Here is a 17,130-nt window from a genome sequence, read left to right on the forward strand (position 1 = left end):
AAATCGACTGACCTTTCTTTTTTACCCAACAATATCTTTAATTAAGGGAAACGGGAAATACATATCCGGATATCTCATTACTTCCAGCTTTGGCACGACTATTGAAAATTGATATGAATGAATTGTTTTCGTTTCATGAAGAATTGACAGAAAAAGAGATTGGACAATTTGTGAATGAACTTTCGGAAGTTTCATTGGACAGCTTTACAGAGGCTTTCGAGATGGCATCTCGTAAAATACAGGAGTATCCTCATTGCGACTTATTAATATATACGATCGCAACCGTTCTGAACGGATCTTTGACTTTGTCAGATCTTAATGACGAAGAACGAATGGAATATAATACAGCTATTATTGAGTGGCTGGAACGAACAGCAGATAGTCAGGATGAAAGAGTGAGAAATTCAAGCGTTTTTATACTTGCAACAAAATATGTCCAAATGGAGAAATATGAAGAAGCAAATGCCCTTTTGAAAAAAATTCCTGATACTGTAATTGATGCAACGATTATGAAAACAAGTGTATTAGCACATCAGGAAGGAACAGACACTGCTGCGTTATTCCTGGAGGGGAAACTGCTACAGGCAGTTGTCAATATTCAAAGCTACTTGTATAAGTTAATTGAAATGGAAGAAGAAACAGGAAATCATGATAAAGCAGAGAGAATTGCTGAGATTACAGATCACATGATATCGTTGTTTGGACTATGGAATTACGGCAACACAGTGCCATATCTGCTGATTGCTGGATATCGAAAAGATGTAGAAAAATGTGTTCAGTTAATTAAGCAATTATTAAGTGAATCACAGAAGCCTTGGAATATGACACAATCCCCTTTGTATTACAGGTATGAAGATACTGCACAGGGAAAAGCCTTTTCAGGAGTTGGAAAAAATTTTGTTCGTGAATTATATTCGGAAATTGAAAATAAGAAAGAGTATGAATTCTTGAGAGGGAATAAGGAACTCGAATCAATTTTTGAGGAACACTTGAAATAGGTTGTAAAAATGTATGGAAATAGATATAGTTGAGAAAGAAGAAAATTTTTGACATTTCCACAGATGCGTGCTAATATGATTATAGAAAAAGAGTGCTACCGATAGACGGTTAGTCCGTTATACTATTTAGAATATCTATCAAAGATAACCGCTTAGTTTGCAGACAGGGCGGTTATTTTTGTGGTTTATGATTATCTTTGCCTAATGTATATCCGATACTAAAGCAGGTTAAGCCGAAGCTCACTACTGCTATGAAGTCAACAATACTCATTGGCTTAGCCCTCCTTTTCACTGGATTCCCTTTCGGGTTTCTATGTAATCAGAGGGTCACAGTCCCTCTGGAGAAGGACTAACCGCCTACCGTTATGGTAGCACCCATGTTTCGATTATAACAGTTAAAAATTACCGGTGCAATATAAAGTTTGTAGAGAAGTATTTGGCAGATACAGAAGAGAATCAGTTTGAGTATTCTCCGGTGCCAAAACGGTGCCAAGAAATCAGACAAATAAAAATAGGTGATGCAAATCAGCCGTTTTTCACTGTATTTTGGAGAGAAAACCATAAAAAATATAAGGTAAAACGGTATTAAAGTATCGTGAAGGTGGACGTACTGTTGGATCAGGCCGTGTTGCTACAATCATCGAGTAATCATATATTCGAATATAAAATGGTATCTTAGATACCACTATGTCCAAGCATAAGATGCCCCGGAAACCTCGTGTTTCCGGGGTTTTTCTGTTACCCGGGAATAGAAAATAGAGAGAGTTATTTACGATGGGTAGAGTGTAAAAATTTATTTGCGGACAGAAAAACAGCCACTTCAGTTTCCTAAAGTGGCTACAGTTTGGCTACATTTCTATTACAATGGCTACATATACAATGATTCCTTCTATGAAATCAAATCTGAGGAATTTTCACAGTGATACCGGAAGTTCCTTTACGGATTACGAGGTTACTGTCGATTAGAGATTGCTTGATCTCATCTATCGTTTTTTCCAGATCGTCCAGTTCTTTTTTTTGTTTTTCATCCATACTGTCTGATTGATATTTTTCCTGTGCAGTGTTTAGCAGTTCTTTTGTTTCCAGATATTTGCATAATCGTTTATTTAGTTCTTTATTGTCAAAAGAAATTCTGACCGAAGATGGAATATAAGCTCCGTCTTCCTTTTTATCTGCAGATATATTCATATCAATTTCATCATCCATTTTAAACAGTAGAGAGAGAACATCTGAAACAGTGGATATATCCAAATCTAAAAAAACATTGATGCTGATTCCCAGAGCATTTGATATTTTGAGGAGTTGTTCCGGTTTTGGATTACGGATACCGAGTTCATATTTTTTTATGGTGGCATAGTGAATGCCAGATAATTCTCCAAGGGTTTCCTGCGACATTCCTCGAAGATTTCTATAATATCTTATTTTTTCCCCTGTAGTCATGGCTGCATCTCCTTTCAATGACAGGTACACATTTGTATTCTATCATAGAATGATTAATTTGTGTGAAAAAAATAAAAACAATAAAACAACTTGACGGACACAAATGAGTACTATATAATAACAATACAAGGTACACATATGAGTACCAATGAAAGGAGAGATGAATAATGGCAAGAAGAGAAACAATGGTATATGCAGATGAAGTGGCAGCTACTCTTGGTGTAGCAAAAGAAACTGCATATAAGATTATCAAAGGTTTAAACGATAATCTAAGAGAAAAGGGCTATGTAACGGTATCTGGAAGATTGCCGAGGCGCTATTGGGAAGAAAAATTCTATGGTGGAGCCGAAGCATTATATGGGGAAAAAGAATAGGAGGTGTCTGAATGTCAATTACGAGAGAAGAAAATGGGACTTATACTTCACAGGTTAGAGTAAAGGACTGGACTGGGAAAACAATTCATAAAAAGAAGCGGGGTTTTAAGCGAAAAAAGGATGCTAAAGAATGGGAGAGACAGATGCTTTCTCAGGGAAACATTTTGAATACAACCTTGAAAGACTTCTTTGAAATCTATCTGGAGGATAAGAAAAATGTGATTAAACAACGAACTGTTTATAACAAACGGGATGTATTCAGAAAGCACATTTTTCCTTACTTTGCTGATCGTCCAATGAATAGTTTTAAAGCTCCGGAACTGATCCAGTGGCAGAACAAGATTACATCAATGGGATATAAACCAACGTATCTTAATGATATTCATAAGCATTTTCAAGCAGTATTCACTCATGCTTGCAAGGTGTATGATCTGGCAGAAAATCCGTTTGAAAAGATGGCGCGTATGGGAAAACCGGATGCAGATGAAATGGTGTTTTGGACGATAGACGAGTATAACGCATTTATCGCTCAGATAGAACCCGGCGCAAGATATTATGTTCTGTTTGAACTGCTTTTCTGGACCGGAGCCAGAATCGGCGAAGCCCTTGCCTTGACAAAAGCCGATATTGATACAGTAAATTATCGGTTGAGGATTAACAAAACGTATTACCGGAAGCATAAAGAAGACTTTATTACTCCTCCTAAAACGGAACAGTCAATCAGAACTATTGATATTCCAGAGTTTCTGGTAAAGGAATTAAAAGAGTATATGGACAAGCTTTATGGACTTCAGGAAGATGACAGGATTTTTCCGATTGTGGCTGAGTCAGTACAGCACAAAATGAAAAGAGTGATTGAAAAACATCATCTGAAAAAATTCGTGTCCATGACCTTCGCCACAGCCATGCAGCGTACCTGATCGATCATGGTGTACAGCCGCTGATGATCAAGGAACGGTTTGGACACAAGGATATCCGTGTTACCTTGAATACTTACGGGCATCTGTATCCAACAAAGCAGAAAGAACTGGCGGAGATGTTAAATGCCCAGCGAGAGGAAGGGAGGAAAACGGAATGCAGCGTTTAAATAAAAAACAGACTGTTTCAGATTCATCAGCTCTGCATACGGAGTTACTAAGCTCGCCTGGCCCGCTCGCTAAGGAACTCCAGTATGTTGGCGCAGATGTGAAACAGTCCGTAATAACTGACAAGAACATTATACCAGAAAGTACGAGACAGGTACAACAGCAAAATTCCGTGAATAGGACGAAAAGCAACAGCATGGTGGGGCAGAATGCCCCTCATGCACTGAAAGTAAAATCTATGACGGAACTGTATGATACAGTTTATCCGCCCAGTAAACCTGTGGTAGAAGGACTGTTATATAACGGAACTTATCTGTTTGTGGGAGCACCAAAGGTAGGAAAATCCTTCTTTATGGCACAGCTTGGATACCATGTGAGTAAAGGCATTCCGTTATGGAATTATCCGGTTACACAGGGCGCCGTACTTTATCTGGCATTGGAAGATACGGAAGAGCGGCTGCAGAAACGACTGGCAAGGATGTTCGGTGTTGAGGACAGCGAGAACTATTATTTTGCAGTTGAGGCAGAAACTCTGAATACCGGATTAGAAGAGCAGTTGAATCAGTTTGTTGAGCAGCATAAAGATGCAAGGCTGATTATTATTGATACACTGCAGAAGGTAAAGGAAATAGGTGGAGATAAATTCAGTTATGCGGATGACTACCAGAATGTTACACGATTAAAAGCATTCAGTGATAAATATGGTGTTTGCATTCTTCTGGTACATCATACAAGAAAACTGGATTCTTCCGATAGCTTTGAACGTATTTCCGGTACCAATGGTCTGCTGGGAGCTGCAGATGGTGCCTTCGTTATGGAGAAAGAGAAGCGAACAGATAATAAAGCAACGCTGGAAGTTGCGGGACGTGATCAGCAGGATCAGAAAATATATCTGCAGTTTGATCGGGAACATTGTCTGTGGAAATTCGTGAAAAATGATGTGGAGTTATGGAAGAAGCCGCCAAATCCTCTGCTTGATGCAGTAGCTGCATTGATAAAGAATAGCAAAGTGTGGACAGGAAGTGCTACAGAGCTGTCGGCTTTACTTACGGGTATTGAGATAGAAGCCAATGTACTTACCAGAGCTTTGAATATTGCAGTAGATGATTTGCTGGAAGATTATAAGATTCGATATTCCAACAAGCATACCAGTAAAGGAAGTCTGATTAGTCTGCGGTTAATGGATGAAATGACGGTAAGTGACGATATGACGGTTATTTCCGGTACGGAAACGGTACTGAAAACAGCGTCACAATCGTCAGAACCGTCACAGGAAGGAGACACCAATGAGAAACGTACAGATACCGTTTGAGTTGTTTTGCCAGCTTTTACAATACCATTTGATGGAAAATTATAATCTGGAAAATAGCATTAAACAGGGATTGGAAAAGAAATTGGATGCGTTGGTGATGCATGAATTGTATGGGAAATCGAAAAGCGCAGCCACCTTGGAAGAAAGAGAGAAAGCCCGACAGGAGTATCTGGACAGGCGAGGAGTAGCGGAGGAGTTTCGATGGTAGTTTTTTCTGATCACCTTATGACAGGGGCGTGACACGCTCCTGTATCAGTGGCAGATAAGGCAAGGCTTTGGAAGTAAAATCGGAAAGGATTGACAAAGAGAGGGAGCCTTTTTTCGGGGCATCCTTTCTGGTCAGATTGTGAAAGGAGATTTCAACTATGAGACAGGGAAGATTAGGATACAACAGCAGCAATGACAGATATGGATTATTATCAGCAGATTTATGGATTGATACCGGATTTCATTGCGGAGAGTGTCTGGAAGTTCTGGTAGACGGCAAATGGGTAGAGACCAGAATGGAAATGGATGCTGCCCGGAACTGGTATCTGGTAGGAACACCTTATCGTGGTGATCTGGAGTATATCAGAGCCAGGATATAACCGGGAGCAGCTGCATCGACCGTAGGGAGAAAAAGATCTTCGCCCCGCTTCGGTCGGTGCAGAACAGACGTCCTCAGACGTCTTGTACCCCCGGTAGGGCGCAAGGGTACTTTTGATGGACGGAACGGCTGTCGAAAGTGCTTTTGCGTTACTTTTGACAAAAGTAACAAAACCGCCGTATCCGGCACTGTTCTATTAGAAAAGGAAGGGGGAATGCTTATTGAAAAGAACAATCAGTGGAATGATGGGTGCAGGGTCTCTTGCGCATAATCGAAGAGCTTTTATTGCAGAGAACGTGGATTCTGATCGGACGCATCTGAATGTAAAATATTATGATGAGAATCTCCGAAAGGTTTACCATGAGCTGTTTGACGAAGCAGTAGAAAGATATAATGCAGTACAAAAACGAAATGACCGTAAGATTACTGATTACTATGAGAAAATCCGTCAGGGGAAACAGGAGAAATTATTTCATGAGATGATTATCCAGATTGGAAATAAAGATGATATGTCATCAGATACGGTTGAAGGAGAAACGGCTGCTAAAATACTTGACGAATATATGAAGGACTTTCAGCAACGGAATCCGACTTTACGGGTGTTTAATTGTTATCTTCATATGGATGAAGCCACTCCACATCTGCATATTGATTTTGTGCCTTATATATCCGGATGGAAGGGAAAAGGATTGGATACCAAGGTATCATTGAAACAGGCGTTGGCCTCACTCGGATTCAAGGGTGGAACAAAGCATGATTCAGAATGGAACCAATGGATCAATCATGAAAAAGAAGTGCTTGCTGGTGTTATGGAGAGACATGGTATTGAGTGGGAGAAAAAAGGCACACATGAAGAACATTTGTCAGTTTATGATTACAAGAAAAAGGTGCGATCAGAGGAAGTAAAAGCTCTGGAAAAGGAAAATGCCCTCCTGACAGTGCAAAATGAAAGTCTGATTGGACAGATGGTGGAATCCAGAGCTGACATTAAAATATTGGAGCAGACGAAAGCAGATGCAGAAAAAGCTGTAGAAGAAGCTAAAGATAGAGCTGATCATGCGGAAAAGGAAGCTGAGAAGCACGAAAAAAGACTTGAAAATTTAAAACCGATAATAGATAGCATGAATGCTGAAACGGCGGACTTCAAGGAAAAAATAGAAGAGCAGTTACCACAGGCAGGGACTTTGGAATTAGCTTCTTCCTATCGGGAGAAAAAGGCGAAGCCATTGTTTATCCGCATGAAAAATAAAATTGCATCGTTGGCTGTAAGAGTTGAACAGGTCACACAGAAGCTAACAAATGCTCGTATAGAAATTAAAATCTTGAAAAGAGAGAAAAAGTCATTGCAGGAAGAAAATAGTATATTGATTGAGAAAAATAAGGAACTTCAAGAGGAAAACGCAGTACTGAAAAGTATAGCAATTATGTTTGACCGGGTTGTTCGTGTCATGGGTGAAGATACCGTGTTTCTGGCGGTTCGAAAAGATGAAGAGAGGGAAAAATTTGAAAATAGGAAGAAAGAACAGCCGGAAAAAGAACAGAGTGTATTGAAAAGGCTTGAAATAGCCAAACAAACTGTGGCTGTACGAGAAGAGGACAAAATAAAGAGCAAACCAAAGAAATGGAATATGGAAAGGTAGGAATGAATATGGAAAAGCACATTTATGACGAGAATAACGGATTAACTTATTCCTTATATGGAGACTATTACTTGCCAGATTTAGCGGTACCGGAGGAAGAAACGGCGAATTACGGGAAGTATGGGATGTTAAGAAAAAACTATTTGAAAGAGCATAAACAGTGGTACTATCAGTCGATGGTATTATCCGGGAAATTAAATGAACATTTGAACATGGTAGATAAGGAAGCACATGAGATGGTAGAACTTCTGATAAAACAAATGGCGGTGCAGCAAGGGATAACGGAGCAACTGAAAGCGGATGCTCCCATAGTATGGGTACAAAAGATGAATGCGCTGAAGAGTACAGCGGAGGAAATTGTGCTATATGAAATAGTTTATGTTATGTCGCATTAGAAATGAAACACTTGTAAGTGAATAAAGATGCCAACTAGAGGGATTAGGATTATCTATATGCAGTATTTTAAATTAAAATAGTCATAAGCAAAGAGACAAGGTTAAAAATTTATTATGAAACCTTGTCTTTTTGGTTCTTGGGAGTCGTATCAAAGAGAATACTTTGCAATTCTTCTAATCTTTTTTCGAGTTTGCCTATGTAATGATATTGCCAACATATGGTTCCGGGAAGAAGAGCGGCTAAAGCAGCGGACACAATGAGTGGCTTTAGAATACCGTTGTCACTACTGCTTGCAAAAGCATAAAACAGGTTAATGAACAATACATAAAAATAAGAACAAAAAAATAGTAAATAGCCAGTAAATGATATAAGTTTCTTTAATATACGCATAAAAACTTCACCTCTTCCAAAAACTATTTTAGCGATATTCTCGCTAAAATGCAATAGCGAATATTCCGCTAAGATATGATTGCCATGAGGTGATGACAATGTATCAAAAAATCAGGGATTTGAGAGAAGATAAAGATTTGACCCAGACACAAATTGCAAAGATATTGAATTGTAGTCAGAGAATATATAGTAACTATGAGCGCGGTGAAGTCGATATTCCTACGCAGGTTCTGATTAAGTTGGCAGAATTTCATGGAACAAGCGTAGATTTTCTTCTGGGGCTTACAGACGAAAAGAGACCATATCCAAGGAAGAGAGACAAGTGAACTTCGGATCAGCGTGATGTAGAGAATATATTTCAATTGAAAAGATCATTTGAGAAAGAATCTATTTGTGAATCCCAGATGACCTCTTCAATAACTTTAATACATTCATCGGTTCGTTTGGTAATATCTTGTCCCCAGAAGTGAATTACTGTCCAGCCAAGAAATAGAAGCTTTTTATCAGTTTCCATATCGCGAGTCCGGTTCCGTTCAATTTTTTTAATCCAGTATTCCGGATTTTTCCCCTTCTCTAAACGCAACTTAAGAACTTCCCAGTCTTTTCCGTGAAAGAATTCACTATCACAGAAGATGGCAATTTTGTATTTGGTCAATGCAATGTCCGGCGAACCCGGAAGAACTTTGTAATTCTTGCGATAACGGTAGCCTTTATGCCATAGGGCTTTCCTAAGCCGTACTTCAATAGAAGTGTCAGAGCTGTGTATTTTGCTCATATTTTTTGATATGGCTTCTTGTGTGCGGGACATGATGATTCCTTCTTTGCGTTTTAATAGATGAATATATTTTAACAGGAAGTAGCAAAGGTGTAAATGAGTTGTAAGGAAATAGATGATAGTAATCCCTAAATATCTATATGAGAAAGTATTTGATTGACTGTATAAATGATTTGATTTATACTGAAAAGGTAAAAATTGATTTTAGAAAGAGGTACCCTGAATGACTATTTCAGAACAAATAAAAGTATTATGTGTCCGGTCAAATATCAGTGTGGCAGAATTGGCCCGAAGAGTAGGAACTACTCCACAGAATTTTGGCGGAAAAATGAAGAGGGAGAGCTTTACAGTATCAGAGCTAGAGGATATAGCTGATGCGGTAAATAGTTCATTTGAAAGAAAATTTGTACTGGAAAACGGAGAGGAAATCTGATGGGCACTATTATGAAATATGAACAATATAGCAAGTATTACGATAATAGGGATGTAATTTCTTTGTTTTCTGGTGCTATGGGATTGGATATCGGACTGGCAAAAGCAGGGCTTAATGTTGTCATTGGTCAAGATTTTGACGCTTCCTGCGTAAAAACAATGCGGGCAAATGGACATAAAGTGTTAGAAGGAGATATCAGGGAGATTGAGCCACAACAATTATTAAGTTTAACAGGTTTACATATTGGAGAACCATTTCTTATTTGCGGAGGGCCACCTTGTCAGCCCTTTTCTACAGCAGGAAAAAGACTGGGGATAAATGATCCGAGAGGAAGCCTGTTTATGGATTTTATCCGGATGATTGATTATATCCGCCCCCGATTTTTTGTTATGGAGAACGTAAAAGGAATCATGTCTGCACCGCTTAAGCATGTTCCTTTAGCAGAAAGGGATGAAAAGGATCCTGAGCAGCGTTTGGGAACGGTATTAGACGTAATATTGTCAGAGTTTAATAAGTTGGGATATAAGACGGTTTATGGGGTATTGGATGCTGTTAATTATGGAGTACCACAGTTTAGAGAACGTTTTGTGTTGATTGGGAGCAGAGATAATGAGGATATCTTTTTGCCGATACCAACCCATTTCCAGATGCATCAGAATCAGGAATATCAGTGGCAGTCAGTGAGAAGTGTGATTGAAGACTTAGAATTTGATAGCGGTGAGTGTGCTACCTTAAGTGATGAACGTTTGAAATTTCTCAAGATGGTTCCGCAAGGTGGGAACTGGAGAGATTTACCAGAGGATATAATACCAATAGCGATGGGTGGGGCTTATACATCAGGCGGAGGCAAGGTTGGATTTTATAGGCGGCTTTCTTATGATCAGCCGTCACCAACCGTGGTGACATCTCCTGTTCAGAAAGCTACGATGATGTGTCATCCTACCCAGAACAGACCGTTGAGTGTGAAAGAATATGCCAGAATTCAGCAGTTTCCAGATAACTGGATTTTTACAGGAACCACAGCTGCAAAGTACAGGCAAATTGGTAATGCTGTCCCGGTTGGTTTAGCAGAAGCTATAGGTAAGGCTGTCATAGCTGTTGCTGATAAATCTGCAGTAATAGAGACAAAAAGATTTAGAGGCACAAATGTACATAACAGAATTAAAAATGCGATAGAAATAGGAGGAAATATGTATGCCGTTAAATAATTCCTATGATGAACAGGCCGTTATTCAGGCAATAGCTTCTGCGTTGGAGACATTTTATGGGACATTGATTGAAAAGATAGATGCTTTAAACATACAAAAGGTCATGAAACGAAAAAATCCATATTTATATCGTGCAAAAGCCATGCAGAGTGCTGCGGAAATAGTAGAATCTGTATTGACTGCTTTTGTAAGTTCCAGTGAGGAGACGATATTCGGAAATTGCTTTTTTGAGCCAATTGCCATTGCAGCCAGCGGAGGATATAAGGCTTTGGCAGAAGGCATTGATATTATGATTCAGAACAATGAGACGAATACTATTTCTGCTATTGCGGTTAAAAGTGGACCGTCTGTGTTTAATGCTGATAGCAAAAAGCGACAGGAGCAGAACTTTACAGCAGCCTCTAAATTGGCACAGCAGGCGAAAGCAAGATATGAAGCGTATATCGGTTACTGTTATGGCAAGAAGAAAGAATCTGGACGTGGTAAACCGAAGATGTATCAGGAACTTGCCGGTAAGAGATTCTGGGCAGAATTGACTGGTGATGAAGAATTTTATAAGAAAATTATTGTATATATGGGAACAATGCCGGAACAGTATGTGGCGGACTATAAGGAAAGCTACAATAAGGCAGCGAATAGACTGGTAAGAGAATTTTCCAATAGTTTCTGTAAGGAAGATGGAAGCATTGACTGGGAGAAATTGGTGGAGTTTAATTCGGGGGATTGAGCAATAAAACAAGAAGAGTATTGGAGAGATAAAGATGAGTTTGGCGGAAAAATTAGACAGATATAATATGGAGTATTGGGATTTTAAAAATTCTAAAATTGATGGAATCCACAAAATTGCAAGTTATCCAGCACCAATGGTTGCTCCAATGCAACACGAATTATTACAGTTATTAGTTGACGAAAATCCGGCTTATCATAAGATGCTAGACCCATTTCATGGAACAGGTGTTACTCTTGTAGAAGGGCAGCAAATAGGATTAGAAGTTTTCGGTATTGATATTAATCCTTATGCGCATATTATCGCATTAGCTAAGCTTGAAAAATACGATCCAAATGAAATACAGATGAGTAATGAAATATTATTACAACATATTGAAGTATTGAAAAAAAGCGGAGACTATACAATTCATTGTTTCGATAATATTAATAAATGGTTTAGGAATGATGTTATTAATGACTTATCTGTGATACGAACGGCCATCATGTTACAAAATAATTGTAAAAATAGGCGATACTACTGGCTATGCTTTGGAGAGATTGTAAAAAAATACAGTAATACTAGAACATCCACTTTTAAATTACATGCTAAAGATGAAGAGAAAATAAAAAATATGGAGAATAATATTTATGAAGATTTTAAAAATAAAATTGAAGAGACATATAAATTAATCGGATATCCTCCATTAGGAAAATATAGATTGGAGTGTGGTGATTCAAATAGTATAATGCAAAAAATACCAAAAGAAACATTTGATATTATTTGCACTTCTCCGCCGTATGGTGATAATGGGACAACTGTTACGTATGGACAGTTTTCAATGTTACAATTGTTATGGATAGATAGCAATGATTTTCAATATGATATTTCAAGTATTGATAATTTTTCAAAACTTGATTCACTTAGTCTGGGAGGAACATTATCAAGGAAAAATGCGTTTTATTGTTCACAATTGGTTAATGAATACATAGAAAAGATATCTCCCCATAAACGGAAAAAAATAATGCAGTTTTATGCGGATTATGAAAATTCCTTTCGTGCAATGACACGCTTACTCAAAAAAGGGGGGCGTATGGTACTTACGTTGGGAAATAGGAAGGTGGATGGAATAGAATTTCCATTTACGGAAATAAATGTAGACCTTGCAAAACACTATAATCTGAGTGTCGAGTATGTAATAACGAGAAATATTTTGAATAAAAGAATGCCAAGGAAGGTATCAAGATTGTCAGATGGACAATCTGTCAGCTCTATGTCAAAAGAGACTACTTTATTATTGAAAAAGGGATGCGAAAGATGAAAGAGATTAATGCTAATATTTTAGAAGGTAAATATGAGGATATTCTGGCGGCAGTGCAGAGTCCAGTTATAACATTAACCGAATTAATAAAAAATGCTGCAGATTCGTGCTTGAATAATGAAGATCCCATAATAGTCAGTATATCCGAGGAAAATAGGACAATAGAAATAAGGGACACTGGAGTTGGTATTTGTGAGGAAGAAATTAAACATTTAGGAGAAGCTGGATATTCATCAAAAATGAAAGGGGATAATATTTCTTCACCAATTGCTAATCCGTTTTCAGGTAGTAAAGGATTAGGTTTATTAACAGCTTTTTTCATAGCTGAAGAGCTTGAAATGAAAACGTATTCTAAAAAGGATGAGAAAGCATATTGCATAATTTGGAAAAAAGGTGATCAAAAGTATAACTACGAAGAAATAGAAGAAAAATTTACGGGAACAAAAGTTCTGCTAAAAAGTGTTGATAGTGAAAAGTTAAAGATGATTTTGCTTCCAGAGGAAAAAGTAAAGTTATTTATGACATCGCTGAGATTTTTCACGAATGATACAAATCTACCTAAAATTCAACTAATTATTGATGGACGTGAAGAAAGTTTTTATCCTGTAGAAACACTTGAAGAATATTATCATAAAAATAAGGCAGATAATAAGGGTTTTATTGCCAAAGCAAGTTTTAGGTATGAGGATAATCAAATTACATTGTCTTATGAGGATAATGTAACAGGATTTTATACGTTTGCAGATAAAGTTATTGATTTAAAAGAGAAAAAAAGTGTTGATAGATTTGCAACAGATATAAAGATACCTGAAAAGGGTGTAGTGCCACTTAGAAAAATTAGTGAATCAGAGTTGTTTGATCCGAATTATGTTTCAATAACTGTACCGACGTTCTCTGGAGTTTTTTATACTTGGAGAAATCAGAAGGATGATCAGTTGGAACAGTGGCCAGCAGGCATAAGGATATATGTAAATAATTATAGCTTGTATAGATATCTTGATAAAGATAATGATTGGCTAAACTTGTCAGAGGTCAGTCAGAATGTAAAGGCTACTAACTATAAATTGAAAAATACTTATGGGTATTTGGACATGGATTGTTATAATGAGAATAAAGAAAGCCTAAAAATTTCAAAAGAAAGAAATGATTTTGTAGATTCTCTAGCACAAAGAAAATTTATTAAAATAATGCGAGAGATAGTGGTGGCTGCATTTACAAGAATTGATATTGCTGTAAAAAATCCTCCTATTCAATCACTGGGTATTAGATCCAATACGCTTACTGCTCGTCTCGGGGATAAAATTGAATTAGGTCAAAATGTTATTTGCAATAATATTGGTTTGGATGATGTGAAAGTAAATTATAATAAGTCCGAAATATCTATTGATGAAGAGTGGAATGTACAGACAACAAAAGCAGGTACATATATTGTAGAAGTGTCTTTTGAGCAGACGGTATATAACATTAGTTTGGTTTTTAAGGAGAAGATTCCGGAGTTTTCATTGACGAAAAATTCAATTGAAGTATATAAGGGTAATTCAGTTAATTTGCGGGAATTTATTTCTCGGAGTTCCTGTAAAGATGTATTGCCAGATAATATACAGATAAGTTCGCAATATACAACAACGGTAATAAAAAATGATTTGTTCGGAAAAGATAATGGAGAAGGAAAACATATTATTTTGTATAAATATGGAGACTTTCAAAAAACTTTAATTGTAAATGTTAAAAAGATTGAAAGGCAACCTGGCGGTGGAGCAAGATCAGCTAGAATAGATGCACTGTTTCCGAAAATGGATCAATTGAGAAGTAAATCCTATAAAATTCCAGAACTGATTGATGCGATATCTTCGTATTATACAGAAGCTCCAACCTTGTGTATGGCAGCGGTTAGGATTTTGGTTGAATCATCATGTAAAACATTTTTCCAATATATGAAAGATGAAGAAAATAATTTTAGTTTCCCTAGTTTGGTAAGTCGAACATTAATTTTACAGAGCTGTGTTGAGACGGCACCGGATTATCAGAAATATGTTGCAACGCAATCTCCTGAGTTCATTAGTGCATTTAAAACCATTTCAAATCAATACAAAATAACGTTGTCAAAAGACGTCAAAGCCAATATTAATAATCATGTGAATACGATTGGTTTGAATATGTTTGTACATAATCCACAGGTTATTGCTTCAGATGCAACGGTGTTTATGTCGATGCAGGTATTCGCTCCGATGCTTAATTTCATTTATGATATATTATTAATTGAAAAATAATAAAGATATAATGGCTACATTTTGGCTACAAAATTTTTAGAAACTACAGATTTTCTGCCGAAAATAATATAATCGAGACAATAAAGCCATAGAAAACAGCCATTTATCACCAGATATTGCAATCTCAAAGTCCGTGAAGGTGGACGTACTGTTGGATCAGGACGTGTTGCTACAGTTATCGAGTAATCTTCGATAAGCAATGAGCAGTGCAAATTCGTAGAGTAATGGCAGGTGGGAGCTTGCTCACACAAGGACATTAATCGTAGAATTTATAGGGCGAACGCCCGACCGAGATGTAGCGTAGCGAAATCGAGGTTAGCACTGCGGTCTATATAAAATATATTGAGTACCGCAAGGTACATGTGTCCAAACGTAAGATGCCCCGGAACCGCAAGGTTTCCGGGGTTTTTCTGTTGCGTGGAAAAGTTAAATAAATTGGAAAAGAATAACGAATGATATAGAAAAGCGGTTGCCGGGAGAGTATCCTGACAACCGTTTGTGATAACAGAATTTGAAATATTAATAGATTATTACCAAACAGCTTCACCTTCACGCAAAATATTTCCTGAGTTAAAGCCTTCAGTAATTTTTCTAATTGCATGATCTGCAAAAAAAGTTGTGGTAAATTCAGTCGTTGCTGAGGGTCATTCATCCTCCGATAGGGGAGGTTGCCCTTCTTCTTTTCTCATTTCATTAACAGAGTCTCTCATATCTGAAATCCTGTTCTGGATCGGTATAAGGGAAGGGAAACTTCTTGCGCTGAGCCTTTCAGATTTCGATCTGAGCGGTAACAGGTTGCATATTAGCAAGACCTATAACCGGATTCAGAAACGAGATGTGATTGATACTCCCAAAAAGGAAAATTCAGTCCGCACCACTGACATCCCTAATTTTCTGAAAGAAGAAATACAGGAATATATGAAGAAACGTTATGGATTTCCGGACAACCAGAGATTACCAAACGTTTGGATTTTATAAGGCACAGTCATGTTGCCTATCTGATTTATCAGGGAGTGGAGCCTTTGATCATTAAAGAAAGACTTGGTCACAAAGACATTCAGATGACACTGAACACTTATGGTCACTTGTATCTTGTTAGAAGTAGCGTTTACGAAAAAGGATTAAAGAAAATGGCTAGAGCATGACGTAATGTTGTAGAAGGAAGAATGTTGGAAAGCCGTGTGAGGGAGAACCTCATGCACGGTTTAATGAGGGGCGGATGAAAATTCATCCGCCTACTCTACATTGGAATAGTATTTTAAAATGAACTATGGTAGAATAAAGCAAAGACAAATCGAGAACTTTTGGATAAAATTTTGAAAATTATCGAGGAAGTTACTATGAAAAAATGTAGATATTGTGGCAAAGAATTAGATAGTAATTTGGAATTTTGTAGCAGTGAGTGTGAAAACAGCTATAGAAAGATAATTGAAAAAGATAGATATAAAATTAAGTATTTCATTTCGGGCATTATTTTAGGGTTTTTAGCTATGTTTTATGGTGTTGTGTCAAGTCGCAATTGCATGATTGGAAGTGGAATTATAGTAATGGGAGTCACTGTTGTTGTGCTTCCATTTACTACTCCAGAAACAACTGCTTTATTTGGAAATAAAAAGGCGAGATTTATCGGAAGAATATTAGGTATGATACTTATAGCGGTTGGAATATGGGTAGGGTTTATTTGATGACAACTTCAGTCTTTAGAGCAAATTAATCAGAAGTTGAGAGGAGATCTCTATAATGTTTATATTTTTATCTGTGTGTTCACTTTTAGTACCGTTATCTATGATTATATTGGGATATACGTGGAAAGATAAGCCTCCTAAAGATCGGCAGGGGAGTTCGGGGTATCGAATTACTATGTCAAGGATGAATGATGAAACATGGAGATATGCACACAGGTGTTGGGGCTGGATAAACTTTGTTTTAGGGATCATCCTGGCGATACTATCGATTTTTATTTTGATTTTAACGAAAGATGATACAAACTTTGAAATGATTTCTGTTTATTTGGTGTTTTTACAATTAGGAATTATGGTGCTTACAATTATTCCGACAGAATTTTTGTTGCATAAACATTTTACAAAGCAAGGAATGAAAAAATAGCTAACTTCCGATTGGCGAAAATGAAAATCGGAGTTTGAAGCGGAGGTATGTATTATGAATATAGGATTTTGGTCGTGTATAATTTTGGTA

20 protein-coding genes are annotated in these 17,130 nt (G+C 37.3%); 17 read left to right on the top strand and 3 right to left on the bottom strand.

The genetic code is table 11. The features are described 5' to 3' along the window. Positions 1–113 precede the first annotated feature (113 nt). On the top strand, positions 114–998 hold the full coding sequence (locus G5B11_RS17080; protein WP_243008133.1) for an XRE family transcriptional regulator: 885 nt from the start codon (positions 114–116) through the stop codon (positions 996–998). Between the two features lie 897 nt (positions 999–1,895). On the opposite strand, the gene G5B11_RS17085 is transcribed toward G5B11_RS17080, so the two are convergent. After that, entirely contained in the window at positions 1,896–2,438 is a 543-nt protein-coding gene (locus G5B11_RS17085) for a helix-turn-helix domain-containing protein (protein ID WP_173729164.1), read from the bottom strand. Positions 2,439–2,605: 167 nt separating this feature from the next. Between G5B11_RS17085 and G5B11_RS17090 the strand changes: the two genes are divergently transcribed. The 8 genes from G5B11_RS17090 to G5B11_RS17120 all read left to right on the top strand — a co-directional run bounded on the left by G5B11_RS17090 (position 2,606) and on the right by G5B11_RS17120 (position 7,830). Beyond that, the gene (locus tag G5B11_RS17090; protein WP_173729165.1) at positions 2,606–2,812 is read left to right on the top strand and encodes a hypothetical protein; all 207 of its coding nucleotides are present in this window, start codon (positions 2,606–2,608) and stop codon (positions 2,810–2,812) included. An 11-nt stretch (positions 2,813–2,823) separates the two neighbouring features. Continuing rightward, positions 2,824–3,732, top strand: coding sequence for a tyrosine-type recombinase/integrase (locus G5B11_RS17095; protein WP_330603163.1), 909 nt, complete (start codon positions 2,824–2,826; stop codon positions 3,730–3,732). After that, positions 3,732–3,899, top strand: a complete 168-nt coding sequence (locus G5B11_RS19640; protein ID WP_334298006.1) for a hypothetical protein — start codon at positions 3,732–3,734, stop codon at positions 3,897–3,899. Before G5B11_RS17095 ends, G5B11_RS19640 begins: the two co-directional genes overlap by 1 nt. Then, a complete protein-coding gene (locus G5B11_RS17100; RefSeq protein WP_173729166.1) occupies positions 3,887–5,209 on the top strand; it encodes an AAA family ATPase in 1,323 nt (440 codons plus the stop codon). The genes G5B11_RS19640 and G5B11_RS17100 overlap by 13 nt, the downstream gene beginning before the upstream one ends. Beyond that, a complete protein-coding gene (locus G5B11_RS17105; RefSeq protein ID WP_173729167.1) occupies positions 5,184–5,417 on the top strand; it encodes a complexin-2 in 234 nt (77 codons plus the stop codon). The genes G5B11_RS17100 and G5B11_RS17105 overlap by 26 nt, the downstream gene beginning before the upstream one ends. Positions 5,418–5,574: 157 nt before the next feature. After that, a complete protein-coding gene (locus G5B11_RS17110) occupies positions 5,575–5,796 on the top strand; it encodes a DUF5348 domain-containing protein (RefSeq protein ID WP_173729168.1) in 222 nt (73 codons plus the stop codon). A gap of 220 nt (positions 5,797–6,016) precedes the next feature. After that, positions 6,017–7,435 carry a plasmid recombination protein gene (locus G5B11_RS17115; protein WP_373217706.1) on the top strand — a complete coding sequence of 473 codons (1,419 nt, stop codon included), beginning with the start codon at positions 6,017–6,019 and terminating at the stop codon, positions 7,433–7,435. Between the two features lie 8 nt (positions 7,436–7,443). Next, positions 7,444–7,830 (top strand): TnpV protein, encoded by a 387-nt coding sequence (locus tag G5B11_RS17120; RefSeq protein WP_173729177.1) that lies wholly within the window; start codon positions 7,444–7,446, stop codon positions 7,828–7,830. Positions 7,831–7,942: 112 nt separating this feature from the next. Here G5B11_RS17120 and G5B11_RS17125 read toward each other — a convergent pair whose 3' ends face one another. Continuing rightward, positions 7,943–8,221, bottom strand: a complete 279-nt coding sequence (locus tag G5B11_RS17125) for a hypothetical protein (RefSeq protein WP_173729169.1) — start codon at positions 8,219–8,221, stop codon at positions 7,943–7,945. A 98-nt stretch (positions 8,222–8,319) separates the two neighbouring features. Here G5B11_RS17125 and G5B11_RS17130 point away from each other — a divergent pair, with 98 nt between their 5' ends. Further along, a complete protein-coding gene (locus G5B11_RS17130; protein ID WP_173729170.1) occupies positions 8,320–8,547 on the top strand; it encodes a helix-turn-helix domain-containing protein in 228 nt (75 codons plus the stop codon). Positions 8,548–8,579: 32 nt separating this feature from the next. Here the strand turns inward: G5B11_RS17130 and G5B11_RS17135 are convergent, their stop codons facing one another. Continuing rightward, positions 8,580–9,029, bottom strand: coding sequence for a very short patch repair endonuclease (locus tag G5B11_RS17135; protein WP_173729171.1), 450 nt, complete (start codon positions 9,027–9,029; stop codon positions 8,580–8,582). A gap of 190 nt (positions 9,030–9,219) precedes the next feature. Here G5B11_RS17135 and G5B11_RS17140 point away from each other — a divergent pair, with 190 nt between their 5' ends. The 7 genes from G5B11_RS17140 (at position 9,220) to G5B11_RS17170 (ending at position 17,040) form a co-directional block, all read left to right on the top strand. Next, the gene (locus G5B11_RS17140) at positions 9,220–9,429 is read left to right on the top strand and encodes a helix-turn-helix domain-containing protein (protein WP_173729172.1); all 210 of its coding nucleotides are present in this window, start codon (positions 9,220–9,222) and stop codon (positions 9,427–9,429) included. Continuing rightward, positions 9,429–10,637: a DNA cytosine methyltransferase gene (locus G5B11_RS17145; protein WP_244093063.1), complete on the top strand. Its 1,209-nt coding sequence runs from the start codon at positions 9,429–9,431 to the stop codon at positions 10,635–10,637. The genes G5B11_RS17140 and G5B11_RS17145 overlap by 1 nt, the downstream gene beginning before the upstream one ends. Continuing rightward, positions 10,624–11,364, top strand: coding sequence for a PmeII family type II restriction endonuclease (locus G5B11_RS17150; RefSeq protein ID WP_173729173.1), 741 nt, complete (start codon positions 10,624–10,626; stop codon positions 11,362–11,364). The genes G5B11_RS17145 and G5B11_RS17150 overlap by 14 nt, the downstream gene beginning before the upstream one ends. A gap of 34 nt (positions 11,365–11,398) precedes the next feature. Next, positions 11,399–12,664, top strand: a complete 1,266-nt coding sequence (locus G5B11_RS17155) for a DNA adenine methylase (RefSeq protein WP_173729174.1) — start codon at positions 11,399–11,401, stop codon at positions 12,662–12,664. Further along, on the top strand, positions 12,661–14,934 hold the full coding sequence (locus tag G5B11_RS17160; RefSeq protein WP_173729175.1) for an ATP-binding protein: 2,274 nt from the start codon (positions 12,661–12,663) through the stop codon (positions 14,932–14,934). Before G5B11_RS17155 ends, G5B11_RS17160 begins: the two co-directional genes overlap by 4 nt. A gap of 1,340 nt (positions 14,935–16,274) precedes the next feature. Then, positions 16,275–16,619 (top strand): DUF2116 family Zn-ribbon domain-containing protein, encoded by a 345-nt coding sequence (locus tag G5B11_RS17165; RefSeq protein WP_158421558.1) that lies wholly within the window; start codon positions 16,275–16,277, stop codon positions 16,617–16,619. 55 nt (positions 16,620–16,674) lie between these two features. Further along, positions 16,675–17,040 carry an SdpI family protein gene (locus G5B11_RS17170; RefSeq protein WP_244093064.1) on the top strand — a complete coding sequence of 122 codons (366 nt, stop codon included), beginning with the start codon at positions 16,675–16,677 and terminating at the stop codon, positions 17,038–17,040. The last annotated feature ends 90 nt before the right edge of the window (positions 17,041–17,130 follow it).

Origin of the sequence: Blautia glucerasea (assembly GCF_013304385.1) — a bacterium.
In the GTDB taxonomy this organism is placed as follows: domain Bacteria; phylum Bacillota; class Clostridia; order Lachnospirales; family Lachnospiraceae; genus Blautia_A; species Blautia_A ammoniilytica.

Coding starts and splice junctions, on each gene's coding strand:
- G5B11_RS17125 (WP_173729169.1), bottom strand. CDS start 8,221: ATGCGTATATTAAAGAAACTTATATCATTTACTGGCTATTTACTATTT.
- G5B11_RS17155 (WP_173729174.1), top strand. CDS start 11,399: ATGAGTTTGGCGGAAAAATTAGACAGATATAATATGGAGTATTGGGAT.
- G5B11_RS17165 (WP_158421558.1), top strand. CDS start 16,275: ATGAAAAAATGTAGATATTGTGGCAAAGAATTAGATAGTAATTTGGAA.
- G5B11_RS17100 (WP_173729166.1), top strand. CDS start 3,887: ATGCAGCGTTTAAATAAAAAACAGACTGTTTCAGATTCATCAGCTCTG.
- G5B11_RS17145 (WP_244093063.1), top strand. CDS start 9,429: ATGGGCACTATTATGAAATATGAACAATATAGCAAGTATTACGATAAT.
- G5B11_RS17090 (WP_173729165.1), top strand. CDS start 2,606: ATGGCAAGAAGAGAAACAATGGTATATGCAGATGAAGTGGCAGCTACT.
- G5B11_RS17140 (WP_173729172.1), top strand. CDS start 9,220: ATGACTATTTCAGAACAAATAAAAGTATTATGTGTCCGGTCAAATATC.
- G5B11_RS17095 (WP_330603163.1), top strand. CDS start 2,824: ATGTCAATTACGAGAGAAGAAAATGGGACTTATACTTCACAGGTTAGA.
- G5B11_RS17105 (WP_173729167.1), top strand. CDS start 5,184: ATGAGAAACGTACAGATACCGTTTGAGTTGTTTTGCCAGCTTTTACAA.
- G5B11_RS17160 (WP_173729175.1), top strand. CDS start 12,661: ATGAAAGAGATTAATGCTAATATTTTAGAAGGTAAATATGAGGATATT.
- G5B11_RS17170 (WP_244093064.1), top strand. CDS start 16,675: ATGTTTATATTTTTATCTGTGTGTTCACTTTTAGTACCGTTATCTATG.
- G5B11_RS17110 (WP_173729168.1), top strand. CDS start 5,575: ATGAGACAGGGAAGATTAGGATACAACAGCAGCAATGACAGATATGGA.
- G5B11_RS17080 (WP_243008133.1), top strand. CDS start 114: ATGAATGAATTGTTTTCGTTTCATGAAGAATTGACAGAAAAAGAGATT.
- G5B11_RS17085 (WP_173729164.1), bottom strand. CDS start 2,438: ATGACTACAGGGGAAAAAATAAGATATTATAGAAATCTTCGAGGAATG.
- G5B11_RS17150 (WP_173729173.1), top strand. CDS start 10,624: ATGCCGTTAAATAATTCCTATGATGAACAGGCCGTTATTCAGGCAATA.
- G5B11_RS17135 (WP_173729171.1), bottom strand. CDS start 9,029: ATGTCCCGCACACAAGAAGCCATATCAAAAAATATGAGCAAAATACAC.
- G5B11_RS17120 (WP_173729177.1), top strand. CDS start 7,444: ATGGAAAAGCACATTTATGACGAGAATAACGGATTAACTTATTCCTTA.
- G5B11_RS17130 (WP_173729170.1), top strand. CDS start 8,320: ATGTATCAAAAAATCAGGGATTTGAGAGAAGATAAAGATTTGACCCAG.